Origin of the sequence: Colwellia sp. 12G3 (assembly GCF_002836775.1) — a bacterium.
Lineage (GTDB): Bacteria > Pseudomonadota > Gammaproteobacteria > Enterobacterales > Alteromonadaceae > Colwellia.
Genome location: NZ_PJAQ01000009.1, coordinates 134,727 through 149,222, shown reverse-complemented (window position 1 = coordinate 149,222; position 14,496 = coordinate 134,727). Strand labels below are relative to the sequence as shown.

Sequence of the window (14,496 nt, the reverse complement as noted above, 5' to 3'; positions counted from 1 at the left end):
GTTCAAATGAGCGCCAGCACTCCTGCTAATAAAGATAACACTAGCGGTTTGTCTAAAGACTTCTCTAAAGACTTATCTAAAGACTTATCTAAAGACACGTCAACAATTTACGCTGACTTAAATGAATTACGACGACTAAAATATTTGGCTAAAGGTTTCTCCTTTACACCCAATCAGCCGGCAAATAGCGCTTTAAGTGGTAAAAATGTTTCTAAACTTCGAGGCCGCGGATTAAATTTTGAAGAGCTACGCCATTATCGACCGGGCGATGATATTCGCTCAATGGATTGGAAAGTTACACAAAGAACGGGCAAGCCCCATATTAAAGTGTTCACTGAAGAACGTGAGCGCAATGTATTTCTAGCCATAGATCAACGTATGACGATGTTCTTTGGTAGCTCAAATAAAATGAAATCAGTGATTGCCGCGGAGCTTTCCGCCTTAATAGCTTGGCAAATAAGTGATAGTGGCGACCGTATTGGCGCCGTTATTTACAATGACCAACAAACTAAAGTAATTCCCGCCAAACGCGGCAAACAACATGTTGTTAATCTTCTGTCTGAAGTGTTGAAGAAAAACCACGAGTTATCCATCGACACATCGATTAAAAATAATACCCATCAACAAACTGATGATAGCGAGTCCTATAACAAAATGTTGGCGACCTTAAATAAAGTATCAAGTCATAATGGCTTAATTATTTTAATTGGCGATGGACACGGTTTTAACGAAAAAAGCACCGATTTTATTAAGCAATTAAGACAACATAATGAAGTTATTGCTTGTCATATTTTTGATCCCTTAGAACAGACCTTACCAAAAATGTCACAAATGATTGTCAGTGATGGCGTACAACAAATTCAGTTTTCTTCTGAAAAGAAACAAGTGCAAAAAAATTATCAAGCTGAAATCGCTCGACAGTTAGACAGTTATGTAAAAGCCGCTAAGAAATATCGCATTCCATTAATTGAAATAGATACTATTGCCCCTGTTGAACAACAATTGCGTAAAGCGCTTGGGTACAGAGTATTAAGTAAAGCTGGTGGTAAAGGTGGAGCTAAAATATGAGTTTTGAAAAACCTTGGGGTAATTATTTACTTGAAGCGATTGTCGAAACAAAAGCGCCCGAGACGATCAGCTTTTGGCCGCAAACCATTGGCTGGCAATTACTTTTTATTTTGCTGACAATGCTCATTATCAAGAAAGCTTATCAATCATACAAAACTTACCAAGCGAATGCCTATCGCCGTGAAGCGCTCGCCTGGCTTTCGCAATGCTCGTTAAGCAATGAAGACGATATAAGACAATTACCCGCTTTATTACGTAAAACAGCGTTAATTGCTAATGAAGTTTGTTGCCACAATGGCAGCAACGCGAAAGGCTATACGGCTGTAAATAAACGCCGCCAATATATCACCGGATTAACGGGGAAAACTTGGGTTACTTGGTTAGATAATAATTGTGGAAAAAGTCAATTTAGCCAGATTCAAAATTCTTTGAGTTATTCACCTTTTTCATGTTCGAATTTACTTGCGCAACTTGCTTATATCCCTCAACTTGATCTTAACGATAGTAAATTCAATGGCGCGGTAAAACAGCTTTACCAACAAATTTCTTTATGGATCCAATATCACCAGCTCAATGACGAAAGCTTACAACATGATTTAGGGGAACAAACATGATTGAATTTGTTTACCCTTGGGCATTTGTCTTATTAGTCGCGCCCGTTTTTGTAACGCTCTTTGCTCCTGCATATAAAGAACGTAAATCATCAATCAAGGTGCCCTACTTTGCTCGCCTTGTTGACGTAACGGGTGAAAAGCCACAAAGTGGCGCCGTGTTACTCAATCGCAATAATATTCAACGGCTCATAGTAGCTTTTTCCTGGCTTTGTATCGTCACAGCTATCGCTAAACCTGAAATGATTGGTGCGCCTATTAACCAAGAAAAATCTGCACGGGATTTAATGATAGCCGTCGATTTATCAGGCTCTATGTCAGTTGAAGATTTTACCCTACCTAATGCGACAAACATTCCCACAGCAAAACCTGAGCGGGTTAATCGCTTGGTCGCTGTTAAACATGTACTCAATACGTTTGTTAAAAACCGCGAGCATGACAGGTTAGGATTAATACTTTTTGGTGATGCGCCTTATTTACAAGCACCTTTTACTGATGATATAGCCACCTGGCAAGCCTTACTAAACGAAAGTGATATTGGTATGGCAGGTCAAAGTACCGCTTTTGGTGATGCTATTGGTTTAGCCATCAGTGTTTTTGAGCAATCTGATACTCAAAACCGCGTTTTAATTGTCTTAACCGATGGCAATGATACCGCTTCAAAAGTTCCGCCAGTCGAAGCAGCTAAAGTTGCCGCTGCTCATGATATTAAGATATATACCATAGCGATTGGCGATCCAACGGCCGTTGGCGAAGAGAAAGTAGATATTGAGGTATTAGCTAATATGGCCAAAGTAACGCAAGGTAAGAGTTTTCAAGCGCTTAACAGCGATGAATTGTTAGCTGTTTATGCCGAGATTGATCAACTTGAACCACAACAGTTTGACTCTTTATCTTTTAGACCAAGAGTCAGCATTCATCACTACCCTATCGTGTTATTTGTCAGTATTTATCTGCTGGCTCTATTTATTGTCAATATTCGCATCCGTCTACAATTAGCCAAGCAGCGTAATTTAAGTAGTTCAGTTACCAAGGAGGTACTTCATGAGTGATGATATCTCGCTATTTTTTAGTAGCATGCAACACTTTCATTTTCTACGCCCTTATTGGTTGCTGGCATTCATCATTATTGTTTACATCATTCGCTCATTTTCATTGCGCGATGATAGTTTAGCGCAATGGCGGTCGTTAATGTCTGCACAAGTATTATCACACCTCACGGTGAGCGGTAATAATAACAACTGGTTGTCCCCAAAAAAGATGTCAATAATATTGTCTATCCCACTTTGTATTGTACTCATGGGACCTACTTGGCAGCAGCAAGCCTCACCTTTTAGTGAGAATAATGCAGCACTTATCATTGCACTTGATGTGTCACAAACCATGGAGCAAGGTGACGTCCAGCCTTCACGATTACTGCGCGCAAAACAAAAAATCATCGAATTACTTGCACTCAGAGGTGATAGTAAAACAGCGCTCGTCGCTTTTGCTGGTAGTGCTCATGTGGTCATGCCGATTACTAATGACAGAGAGATGATTCGACACTTTCTCGATGCATTGAATGAAAAAATCATGCCTGTTTCAGGTAAGTTACCTGAAACCATCCTACCTTTAGTTGATAATTTTCTGGCTACAACGACTGTACCGGGCACTGTGCTATTAGTCGGTGATGGCGCAACCAGTAATACAATAAGTGCTTTTAAAGATTATTTTGGCAAACAATCAGCGCAACTTCTTATCTGGGGCATTGGTAAGTCATTAGAAGAAGAGTCTGAACCATTAACCACTGATATCATTCCATTACAACTTGAGCAGCTTAAATCATTAAGTAATGAGAGTCATGGTCGCTTGATTTTGATGAGCAATGACAATAGTGATGTTGAACGCGTTAATCACTACATTAAGCACAATCTTGTTATCCTTGATGATAATAGTACGCCATGGCATGACGCTGGTTACCCTCTGCTGTTTGTCGTTGCGGGTATTTTTTTGCTCTGGTTTAGAAAAGGGTGGACGCTGCAATGGTAAAATCAAGTTCAACTCATTGGTTCAATTTTTCTACCACAAGCAAACAACACCAATACCTAAATAAGCGCTACCTTAAAAAAAAGTGGTTAATTTGTACCTTCATCATAGCCAGTTGTCTCTTTGCCTATATTAAACCACAGCAGTTCGCAGATTTGTGGCTTACCCGTGATCAACAAGGGCAAGTACTGTTTAATTTGGGACATTATCAAGAGGCAAGCAATACCTTTAAGAGTACTCAATGGCAAGGTTATAGCAGTTATGGCGCAGAAAAGTATAAAAATGCAGTCACTCTTTATGGTCAATTTAACGATATTGATAGTCAAATAGCCAAGGCTAATGCTTTTGCTCATGGTCGTGAATACATCAATGCCCGTAACTTATATCAACAAATATTAACTATTGCCCCACAAAACCTTGCCGCTCAAACAAATATTAAAATTGTTCAGGCAATTATTGATGAAGTGAACCGTTTATCGGCCAGTCAAAAAGCTGAGGATGGGGAATCGATAAAAGAGCTTGGGGATGAACCACAAACAGGCGATGGTGCAGAACGCGAAGAAGTGCCGATAGAGCAAGAAATAGAACAGCTTAGTGCTGAACAACTACTGCTCGATCCCGATTTAAATGAGATGTGGTTAAGGCAAGTACAAAAGAATCCTGCTAATTTCTTATCGCAAAAATTTTATATGCAGCAAATGATTAAGACTAACAAAGATAATCAAAAAATAAATAGCGATAAGAATGACATCGTCATAGATAACAAAGGAGCTGATAATGAATAACAAATTTATTGCCCTACTCACTTTCTTGCTGCTTATTTGTCAACTAACGGCAATACCCACCGCGATTGCAGCAAAAAACATAGACGATTTAGTAACTCAAGGTAAGTTAGCGATTAGCTTAAAGGTCAACCAAAAGCCACAACATATTGTTGGACAAGCACTTGTACTCGCTATTGAGATATCAACAGATAGATGGTTTGCCACAGGTAGCCAAGTTGAGCATTTCACGCTGACAAATGTCGTCATGCAGGCTAACAATACCATCACCATAAATGGCAGCAAACGTATCAAGGGTCAAACGTGGGCGATACAAACTCATGAAATCACCTTGTATCCTACCAAATCAGGCGATTATCAAGTTCCGCCAATCACAGTCAAAGTATCTGTTAATACAGAAAGCGATGGCATCGTTAGCGGCGAGTTCAGTACGCAAGCAAGTAGCTTTACTGTCGAATTACCTCAAGCACTCGCAGGAATTAAAGATTTCATCGTATCCCCTCAGGTAACCCTTAGTATTGATGGGCTGTTCGATGAGGAAAAAGACTATGCTGTTGGTGACGCTATCACGCAAACGATAACAATAACCGCCAGTGATATACCGGCAATGATGATAAAGCCAATAAACTTAGTCGTTAATAATGAAGCTACCCAGGGTAAAACAGAGGTAGATGGGGTAAGTATTTATCACAAAACAGCACAAGTTTTTGATAAATCGAACCGAGGTTCGTTATTAGGTACACGCGTTGAGTCTTATACTTATATTTTTGAAGAGCCAGGACATTATGTAATTGCTGAACAAGTTATTTACTGGTGGAATAGCCAGTCAAGCACACTTGAACGTTTGCTCATCCCAGCATCTTCATGGCGTGTTAGTGGTGAAGGATTAAGCCAAGTTAACCCTGCTAATCGCTTAAAAGGGCTTAACTTCACTGTTGAAACAATAATAGCCTTTGTTATCGTTATATTGTTACTAGCACTTACCTATGTAGGATTTATAAAACGTCATTATTTATCTGCTTTATTTAATAAACTCACTAAGCGCGAACAAAGATTACTACGTAGCCATTTTTTAACCTGTATTACTAACCATAATTACCTCGCTGCGACACAATACTTGTATCAATATGCATTATTTTCAAATAAGCAGACACACCAAAAAAACTGTCCGCTTTTCGATAAGTTAAATAAATTAGCTTTCAACGAGAACAATGTAGAAAATGGCACGGTAAGTCTTTCTATTAACGAAGCTAAGTCATTAATCAAGAAAATAGATGTTAGCACTAAGGGCACAGTCAAAAGTGATAATTTCATCCCTAACGAGCGTATTAAGCTTAATAGTGAATGACGGCAAATAATTAATAAATAAATAAATAAATAAATATTGTTCATTATTCACTGCTTTTTAACAAACAAAAACCCGCATTAGCTTTCACTAATGCGGGTTTTATTATTGTTGGTTCAACAGGTTCTGAATTACGTACCGAATAAAGAACGATAACTGAACAATAAACTTGCTCAGTTATTTATAGAGAATTTAACATTCGCTATAATTAGTCGCTATTTCCATCTTCAACACGGCTTTTCAGTTTCTGGCCAGGTCTAAAGGTAACAACCTTACGGGCAGAAATTGGAATATCTTCACCTGTTTTAGGGTTGCGGCCAGGACGTTCGCTTTTTAGACGCAGGTCGAAGTTACCAAAACCTGAAAGCTTGACTTGATCGCCGCTCTCTAGGGTCTCGCGAATCTCTTCAAAAAAGATTTCAACCATATCCTTTGCGTCGCGCTTGCTCAGCCCAACTTTTTCAAATAAATGTTCTGCTACTTCTGCTTTGGTAAGCGCCATTGCTTAGTCCCTCAGTGATGCATTTAACTCTGTTTGTAACGTTTCAACAACTCTATCGATGACATCAGTAATGTCTTTTTCTTCAAGAGTTTTCTTTGTATCTTGTAATACTAAGGCGACAGCAAGACTCTTATAACCGTCTTCAATCCCTTGACCTTGGTATACATCGAATAAGTTTAGATCAATTAAATAATTTCCGCCAACCTTTTCAATAAGTTGTAACACTTTTTTTGCATCAATGTCCTCTTTAACTACTATAGCTAAGTCACGACGGTTGGCAGGAAAGCGAGATATATCGGTGGCTTCAGGGATTTTCTGTATCAATACTTCAGACAATAACAGCTCGAAAATTAATGTTCGTCCATTTAAGCCTAATTTTCTTTCTAATTCAGGGTGTAAGGTTCCAACACAACCGACAAAAACACCATTTTTAGTGATTTTAGCCGTTTGACCTGGATGTAACGCATCAATCTCAGCTTTTGAAAACTCATAACCATTAGCATCACAAGTCAATGCTAATAACGCTTCAACATCACCTTTAATGTCATAAAAGTCGGTTGCCGCTTTTTCCATGCTCCAATGTTCATCAACCCGCTGACCACTAATAACACCCGCTATCATATTTTGTTGACGAACACCGTTTTCACTATTCTCATCAGGAACAAAACGTAAACCGGTTTCAAATAAACGTACTCGGCCTTGCTGACGGTTTTGATTATAAACCATAGACTGTAACAAGCCTGTCCATAAACTTAAGCGCATTACCGACATTTCAGAAGAAATTGGGTGTGGTAACGTCATCACCTCTTGACCTGGGTGTAATAAGGCTTGAACTTTGGGATCAACAAAACTATAAGTGATCGCTTCTTGATAATCACGATTCACTAAAACTTGTTTTAGGTTTGATAAAGAAAGTTTAGCTTCTTTTTTCTCACACATTTTCAACGTTGCTTTTGGCGAAATATTTGGAATGTTGTTATAGCCATAAATACGCGCCACTTCTTCAATTAAATCGACTTCGATTTTAATATCAAAACGGTAAGCGGCTACCACTACTTGCCATACTTTATCTTCGCCATCACCTGTTGTACTCACAGTAAAACCAAGGCGAGTAAGTATTTCGCTTACTTGTGCATCTTCAATATGATGACCAATACGACTATCTAACATTTTACGACGTAAGCTCACGTCTTTTGTTTGCGGAATGTTAGCATCAGATTTAGCTTCAACAACAGGTCCTGCTTGACCACCAACAATTGTAAGTAACAGTTCAGTCGCTCGTTCTATTGCATCATGCTGTAACGTTGGGTCTATACCACGTTCATAACGATGTGAAGAGTCGGTATGCAAGCCGTATTGACGTGCTTTACCTAAAATCGCTAACGGCGCAAAAAATGCACTTTCTAAAAAGATATCTGTGGTGCTATTGGTAACACCTGACTCAAGACCACCAAAAATTCCGGCCATTGCTAATGCTTTTGACTCATCAGCAATAACTAAAGTGCCTTCTTTTAACGTAACTTCGTTTTCATCTAATAATGTTAACTTTTCGTCTTTGTTAGCGAAACGTACGTTAATGCTACCGTCTAACTTTGCTAAATCGAAAGCATGCATTGGATGACCCAATTCAAGCAAAATGTAGTTTGTTACATCAACAACAGGGTCTATTGAACGAGTGCCACAACGACGAAGCTTTTCTACCATCCAAAGTGGTGTCGTTGCATTAGGGTTAATACCCTTAATAACACGACCTAAATAACGAGGACATGCCTCAACCGCGTCAATATTGATAGCAAGCGCATCATCAATCGTTGGCACTACAGCAGTAATGGTTGGTTCAGTAACTTCTAATGAGTTCAACACACCGACTTCGCGTGCTAAACCTTTAAGACCTAAACAATCACCACGGTTAGCCGTTAAATCAACATCAATAGTCACGTCGTTTAAATCTAAATATTCACGGACACATTGCCCTAATGGGGCATCATTGGCTAATTCCATAATGCCATCTGAGTCATCGGCTAAACCAATTTCAGATTCACTACACAACATACCAAAAGAAGGTACACCACGTAATTTTGCTTTTTTAATTTTAAAATCGCCCGGTAGAACCGCGCCCACGGTTGCAACCGCTACTTTTAAACCTAAACGGCAGTTTTTTGCACCACAAACGATAGTAACTAATTCGCCTTTTTCAACGGTAGCTGAACTGTAATCGCCTAAACTAATTTTTGTTACTTGTAATTTATCAGCATCAGGGTGAGGGCCACATTCAACCACTTCACCAATAACAACACCGCTAAACTCGCCAGCTACCGGTTCAACTCCATCAACCTCTAGGCCAGCCATTGTTATTTGATGCGCTAATTCATCAGAAGAAAGTGTAGGATTAACCCACTCACGTAACCAAGATTCACTAAATTTCATTATGAGTTTTCCTACTTGAACTGTTTTAAGAAGCGAAGATCATTTTCAAAGAATGCACGTAAATCATTTACGCCATAACGCAGCATAGTTAAGCGCTCAACGCCCATGCCAAAAGCAAAACCTGTGTAAACTTCTGGATCTATACCAACACTACGTAAAACATTTGGGTGCACCATGCCACAACCTAATACTTCTAACCACTTACCATTTTTACCCATAATATCTACTTCAGCAGATGGTTCAGTGAAGGGGAAATAAGAAGGACGGAAACGGATTTCTACTTCCTCTTCAAAGAAATGATGCAAGAAGTCATGCAAAATGCCTTTAAGGTGAGTAAAGCTAACGTCTTTATCTACCATCAAGCCTTCAACTTGATGAAACATTGGCGTATGGGTTTGATCGTAATCGTTACGGTATACTTTACCTGGAGAGATTATACGTAAAGGCGGTTTTTCAACTTCCATAGTACGAATTTGAACGCCAGATGTTTGCGTACGTAAAACTAATTTTGGATTAAAATAGAAAGTATCATGATCTTGACGTGCTGGATGGTGCTCAGGAATATTCAAGGCATCAAAGTTGTGATAATCATCTTCAACTTCAGGACCGTCTTTAACTTCAAAACCTAAATCACCAAAGAAACTTTCAATGCGTGCAATAGTGCGTGTTACCGGGTGTAAACCACCGATTTGAGTGCCACGACCCGCAAGGGTGACATCAATAGACTCTGCCGCTAGCTTTTCTTTAATCTCTTGAGCACGTAATAATTCACCACGTTCGTTAAGTAATTTTTGTACTGCTTGCTTAGCAATATTAATTACTTGTCCCATTTTAGGTTTTTCTTCTTTCGGTAATTTACCTAAACCTTTCATTTGTTCGGTGAATAAACCTTTTTTCCCTAAAAAGTTAACTCGCACTTGATCAAGTGCCGTTGGGTCTGATGCTTGTGCAATGGCAACTTCAGCCTGCGCTACAATGCTATCTATAGTGGTGGTGTCTAAGTTCATGATTTCCTCTAAAACGGGGTAAATAAACGACTTTAATTAGCTTTCTTATGAAAAAAGGCCAGTTGGGTAAGCCATTTACCAATAGACTAATGTAAATAATAAAAATGCGGTTGATTTTACACGAAAACTTAGCTTTAGGTAGGAGTAATAGCGGCTTTTAATGAAATAATGCGATATATGGTATATTTCTGCTCTATAGCGCTGTTACCAATCAGATACATGTGGCAGTGGCTGGTTAGAAAGATAATCTATCCCGCAGCAAAGTACCCCGAAGTCATGACCTTTATCGCCATTGATAGCAATAAAGGTCCGATAGATTTCGTGACTAAAAAAAAGACGAAAAAAGTGCACAATGAATGACATAAAAGTATTTTATTGCATAGCCGCAAGTATAGCTGCAACAGGATGTCTAGCTTTTAAGTCACTGAAACGTTTAACCTGCGAACGACAAGAAAAACCAGTGGCTAAAATTTGTTCACTGTCTAACGCTTCTACCTTAGGCTGCCAGCTTAATTCAAATAAACCTTTGGAGTTGTCTAGGTTAGCTTTTTCATGGCCGTAAGTGCCTGCCATGCCACAACAACCGACACTGACTTTTTCTAATGCTAAACCAAAGTGTTCAAAGATTGTTTGCCATTCGTTCTCACTGTTCACTAGTGCTGTTTTCTCAGTGCAATGTGAGAAAAGCTTGAAGGCTTTACCTTTAGAAATGCCTGTAGAAAGCACTTTTGATTGCTCTGATGAGGCGTCTGTTGAGCACAATCCAGCTTTAAAAACAGTATCTTTTTTGATAAAGGTCAACAACCATTCGTGAGCAAGTAATACGGTAAAGTCACCACGTTTTTCTTTTAAGGTTTTCGCGTATTCATCGCGATAACACAATACCATTGACGCATCCATCCCCAACATAGGGATATCAAGCGCTGCAAGTTGGTTTAAGAAATCACTACTTGATTTTGCGGTTTTAGCAAAACGCGCTAAAAAACCTTTAACATGTTGCGCTTTGCCATTGGGCTTAAAGGGTAATAAAATAGGCTCTAACCCTAGTTTTTTGATCAAGTCCATCATACTTTGTACTGTATTGGCATCATAAAACGAGGTGAACGGGTCTTGTACTATCAGTACATAACCTTTGCGCTGCTCTGTGGTTAACCCCTGTAATTTACTTAAATCAAAGCCTGAAAATCCGGCTTTTTTCACTTGCTTTTTCAAGGTCGGTACAGAAAGCAAAGGTGTATTAACATAGCCAATCGTTTTGGCTGAGAGCTTGTCATATAGCTTAGTATTGAGTACCGCATTAACTATTTTAGGGGCTTTTGCCATCAGTGGCGCTAATATTTCAACGTTAGCAACAAGATGATCTTTTAATGGTCTCGCATAACGGGAGTAATATATATTGATAAAGCGCGATCTAAAATCAGGCACATCAACTTTAATTGGACACTGACTGGCACAGGCTTTACACGCTAAACAGCCCTGCATGGCTTCCATCACTTCATGGGAGAAATCGCCATTACCCTGTTCATCTTGTTGTGGTTTACTAATAAAATTAAGTCGTAATTTATCGACAGCATTCGTTAGTATCTCTTTTACTGACCAAATACTTTTTGAGGTATTGATGTTGTCTTCTAGTTTTAGAATATCAACACCTTGTTTTTCTAATAAGCGCAGCCATTCACGCATTAAACCAGCACGACCTTTAGGCGAATGACGTCGGTCTCGGGTAATTTTGCTCGATGGACACATTGGGCTGTCAGCATCATAATTAAAACATAAACCATTACCGTTACAATCTAATGCGGCGGTAAACGACTCTTTAACTGTCACTGGGATTTGTCTATCAAAGAAACCACGTTTGGTATCATCTACGCTAACTAATTGCTCGTTAGAATCAAGTGGCGTACAAATTTTTCCTGGATTCATTTTATTATGGGGATCAAAGACCGCTTTTATTTTTCTCAGCTCATTAAATAATTGCTCACCAAAAAATGCTGGGCCGTATTCAGACCGATAACCTCGACCATGTTCGCCCCACATAAGACCACCATATTTGGCGGTTAACTTAACGACTTCATCGGAGATAGTGCGTAATAATTTTTCTTGCTCCGGATCGCACATATCAAGGGCAGGACGCACATGTAACACGCCAGCATCGACATGACCAAACATGCCATAATTTAATTGATAACCATCAAGCAACGCGCGAAATTCACCAATGAAATCGGCAAGATTTTCGGGCGGTACAGCAGTATCTTCGGCGAAGGCTAACGGTTTTTGACTGCCCTCTGCTTTACCTAACAAACCAACCGCTTTTTTACGCATCGCATAAATTTTGTTAATGCTAGCAAGATCAGACGTCACTTGGTAACCAATAACGCCCCTATTTGATAAAGAGCTATCTGTGCCATTTTGACTAATCAAATCATCAAGGCCTGAGGTAAGCACGGCAACCTGATCAGCTAAACCGGCGATGCTATCGCCGTTATATTCAACAACGTTAATACCATCCATAACTTTACCAGGTACGTCAGTAATTAACTCACTGACGCTATGCCAAACAATGTCTTGCTTAGCGAGGTTTAGTACCCGTGAATCAATCGTTTCTACCGATGTTGCTTTAGCTTCAACCAATGCTGGAGAATGACGAAGTGCAGAATCAAAACTATCGTATTTGATATTAATGAGTGTTTTCGCCACACGAATAGGATTAATATTTAACTTTGCTTCGCAGACGAATGCTAATGAGCCTTCAGATCCAGTGATCAAACGTGATAAATCAACGCCGATGATTTCACCTTCATCATTTGCTTTTAATACATTCTCTAAATCGTAACCTGTTAAAAAACGATTTAATCGCGGGAAGGTCTTTAACACCAACTCACGATTTTCAATGCATGAGCTAAGTACCTGCGTCATAATTTGTGCATACGTGTGACCATGACTACTTGCTAATTCAGCTAAGTTTTGTGCTTGTGCTAAATTCATAGGTTCAGTCTTAAAAACCTCACCATTTGCCAATACTGATTCAAGGGCTAATACATGGTTAGATGTTTTGCCATACACTAATGAGCCTTGTCCAGACGCATCAGTATTGATCATACCGCCAACAGTAGCTCGGTTTGAGGTAGATAAATCAGGAGCGAAGAAAAAACCATGGGGGCGTAAGTAATCATTCAACTGGTCTTTAACCACACCAGCTTCGACACGTACCCACTTTTCATCAACATTGATCTCTAACACTTTATTCATGTATTTAGATAAATCAACGACAACACCGGGGGTTAAACTTTGACCGTTAGTACCTGTACCACCGCCACGCGCGCTAAACTTTATACTCTGATATTGCTCGTTACTCGCTGTTTTTGCCAGTAATGCTATATCGGCTTTAGTACGCGGGTGAATAACTAATTGCGGCAACTGCTGATAAATGCTGTTGTCGGTTGCGACGACAAGTCTCGCGCTGTAACTGGCATTAATATCACCAGTAAAGTTTTTGTCTTTTAATGAACTAATAAAATCGGTGTATAAAGGCGGAAGATGATTTTTATGGCTAATATGGGGAAGCATAACGACTTAACTTTTTTATAAAACAGAATAGTGTTTTGAGTATATCATGGAAGAATTGGATTTTTACGCAAACAATGGCCATATATTCAATATTTTGGCAAATAAATGAATAGTTTTGTATACCTTATGCAATGGCAGTCATTACTGAATAATTAACACTAAAAATGAATAAGTTAAAATATAATCAGCGAATGAATAACATAAAAAAAGCGATTTCTCTAGTCAATAGAGAAAGGCGCTTTTTTAGAATGTCTGTTTACTGGTTGTAACTACACTTAATAAACGCTTAAAAAGCAATTAGTTATTAACGGCCTGTTTTACTTTATCTTTGTAACTGCGACTCACTTTTAACTCTTTACCATTTTTCAATACTAAAAAGTACTCACCGTTTACTTGGCTACAGAATTTATCAATTACGTGTTTATTTACTATGGTTGATCTATGATTGCGAATAAACTGTTTAGGGTCTAAACAAACCTCAAGCTCTTTCATCGTTTTTCTTAAGATATAAGTATTTTCATTGGTGCTATTTGGTTTATCAGACAAGGTGTGAACACACATATAATCACCCGCAGCATCAATCCAAAGAATATCTTTTACCGGTACACGATTAACTTCCCCCGCATCCTTTATTGCCAATACATCAGAATAGCTAGATAGCGTTAATTCTTGATCATTGTCCAATTCCGACAAAATTTTATGATAGTCATTACCCGTAACATCACTCACTAAACGAACGAGCTTCGATTTATGAGCGCTATCAGCACTGCTTTTAAAGTAGTGTTGTATCTTTTCAATTGTTTGCGATAATCGTTCTTCATCCGCTGGTTTTAATAAATAATCTAACGCGTGTACTTCAAAAGCTTTTAAAGCGTATTGGTCAAATGCGGTAACGAATACCACGACTGGCATAGCTAAGCCTTGTTCGATAATACTTTCTAATACTTGAAAGCCGTTAAGTCCTGGCATTTGAATATCAAGAAACATAAGGTCCACTTGATAAGCTCGTATCGCCTCTAATGCTTCTCTGCCGTTACAGCACTGCTCAATAACGTTAATATCATCATGTGCCTGTAAACGTATTGCTAAGCCCTTACGAGCCAACGGTTCATCATCAACGATAATGGTTGATAGGGACATAAAAAATTCCTAAGTAATGGTT

11 protein-coding genes are annotated in these 14,496 nt (G+C 39.0%); 6 read left to right on the top strand and 5 right to left on the bottom strand.

The window, feature by feature from the left end; translation table 11 throughout:
* Positions 1-6: 6 nt before the first annotated feature.
* The 6 genes from CXF71_RS03945 to CXF71_RS03920 are packed head-to-tail and all read left to right on the top strand — an operon-like array spanning position 7 to position 5,834.
* A complete protein-coding gene (locus CXF71_RS03945; RefSeq protein ID WP_198559823.1) occupies positions 7-1,068 on the top strand; it encodes a DUF58 domain-containing protein in 1,062 nt (353 codons plus the stop codon).
* Complete coding sequence (locus CXF71_RS03940) at positions 1,065-1,682, top strand: DUF4381 domain-containing protein (protein ID WP_101231678.1); 618 nt, start codon at positions 1,065-1,067, stop codon at positions 1,680-1,682. Before CXF71_RS03945 ends, CXF71_RS03940 begins: the two co-directional genes overlap by 4 nt.
* On the top strand, positions 1,679-2,731 hold the full coding sequence (locus CXF71_RS03935; RefSeq protein ID WP_101231677.1) for a VWA domain-containing protein: 1,053 nt from the start codon (positions 1,679-1,681) through the stop codon (positions 2,729-2,731). Before CXF71_RS03940 ends, CXF71_RS03935 begins: the two co-directional genes overlap by 4 nt.
* Positions 2,724-3,707, top strand: coding sequence for a VWA domain-containing protein (locus CXF71_RS03930; RefSeq protein WP_101231676.1), 984 nt, complete (start codon positions 2,724-2,726; stop codon positions 3,705-3,707). Before CXF71_RS03935 ends, CXF71_RS03930 begins: the two co-directional genes overlap by 8 nt.
* The gene (locus CXF71_RS03925; protein WP_101231675.1) at positions 3,701-4,489 is read left to right on the top strand and encodes a hypothetical protein; all 789 of its coding nucleotides are present in this window, start codon (positions 3,701-3,703) and stop codon (positions 4,487-4,489) included. The genes CXF71_RS03930 and CXF71_RS03925 overlap by 7 nt, the downstream gene beginning before the upstream one ends.
* On the top strand, positions 4,482-5,834 hold the full coding sequence (locus CXF71_RS03920; RefSeq protein ID WP_101231674.1) for a BatD family protein: 1,353 nt from the start codon (positions 4,482-4,484) through the stop codon (positions 5,832-5,834). Before CXF71_RS03925 ends, CXF71_RS03920 begins: the two co-directional genes overlap by 8 nt.
* 205 nt (positions 5,835-6,039) lie before the next feature.
* Here the strand turns inward: CXF71_RS03920 and CXF71_RS03915 are convergent, their stop codons facing one another.
* From CXF71_RS03915 to CXF71_RS03890, 5 genes are all read right to left on the bottom strand, one after another.
* Positions 6,040-6,333 (bottom strand): integration host factor subunit alpha, encoded by a 294-nt coding sequence (locus CXF71_RS03915; RefSeq protein WP_011043782.1) that lies wholly within the window; start codon positions 6,331-6,333, stop codon positions 6,040-6,042.
* Positions 6,334-6,336: 3 nt separating this feature from the next.
* Positions 6,337-8,760, bottom strand: coding sequence for a phenylalanine--tRNA ligase subunit beta (pheT, locus tag CXF71_RS03910; RefSeq protein ID WP_101231673.1), 2,424 nt, complete (start codon positions 8,758-8,760; stop codon positions 6,337-6,339).
* Positions 8,761-8,771: 11 nt separating this feature from the next.
* On the bottom strand, positions 8,772-9,767 hold the full coding sequence (gene pheS, locus CXF71_RS03905) for a phenylalanine--tRNA ligase subunit alpha (protein ID WP_101231672.1): 996 nt from the start codon (positions 9,765-9,767) through the stop codon (positions 8,772-8,774).
* A gap of 372 nt (positions 9,768-10,139) precedes the next feature.
* Complete coding sequence (gene ydiJ, locus CXF71_RS03895) at positions 10,140-13,334, bottom strand: D-2-hydroxyglutarate dehydrogenase YdiJ (RefSeq protein ID WP_101231670.1); 3,195 nt, start codon at positions 13,332-13,334, stop codon at positions 10,140-10,142.
* A gap of 297 nt (positions 13,335-13,631) precedes the next feature.
* Positions 13,632-14,474 carry a LytR/AlgR family response regulator transcription factor gene (locus CXF71_RS03890; RefSeq protein WP_101231669.1) on the bottom strand — a complete coding sequence of 281 codons (843 nt, stop codon included), beginning with the start codon at positions 14,472-14,474 and terminating at the stop codon, positions 13,632-13,634.
* Positions 14,475-14,496 lie beyond the last annotated feature (22 nt).

Excerpts from the sequence above, each read along its gene's own strand:
- pheT (WP_101231673.1), bottom strand. The coding sequence starts at position 8,760 with ATGAAATTTAGTGAATCTTGGTTACGTGAGTGGGTTAATCCTACACTT.
- CXF71_RS03890 (WP_101231669.1), bottom strand. The coding sequence starts at position 14,474 with ATGTCCCTATCAACCATTATCGTTGATGATGAACCGTTGGCTCGTAAG.
- ydiJ (WP_101231670.1), bottom strand. The coding sequence starts at position 13,334 with ATGCTTCCCCATATTAGCCATAAAAATCATCTTCCGCCTTTATACACC.
- CXF71_RS03935 (WP_101231677.1), top strand. The coding sequence starts at position 1,679 with ATGATTGAATTTGTTTACCCTTGGGCATTTGTCTTATTAGTCGCGCCC.
- CXF71_RS03945 (WP_198559823.1), top strand. The coding sequence starts at position 7 with ATGAGCGCCAGCACTCCTGCTAATAAAGATAACACTAGCGGTTTGTCT.
- pheS (WP_101231672.1), bottom strand. The coding sequence starts at position 9,767 with ATGAACTTAGACACCACCACTATAGATAGCATTGTAGCGCAGGCTGAA.
- CXF71_RS03925 (WP_101231675.1), top strand. The coding sequence starts at position 3,701 with ATGGTAAAATCAAGTTCAACTCATTGGTTCAATTTTTCTACCACAAGC.
- CXF71_RS03940 (WP_101231678.1), top strand. The coding sequence starts at position 1,065 with ATGAGTTTTGAAAAACCTTGGGGTAATTATTTACTTGAAGCGATTGTC.
- CXF71_RS03915 (WP_011043782.1), bottom strand. The coding sequence starts at position 6,333 with ATGGCGCTTACCAAAGCAGAAGTAGCAGAACATTTATTTGAAAAAGTT.
- CXF71_RS03930 (WP_101231676.1), top strand. The coding sequence starts at position 2,724 with ATGAGTGATGATATCTCGCTATTTTTTAGTAGCATGCAACACTTTCAT.
- CXF71_RS03920 (WP_101231674.1), top strand. The coding sequence starts at position 4,482 with ATGAATAACAAATTTATTGCCCTACTCACTTTCTTGCTGCTTATTTGT.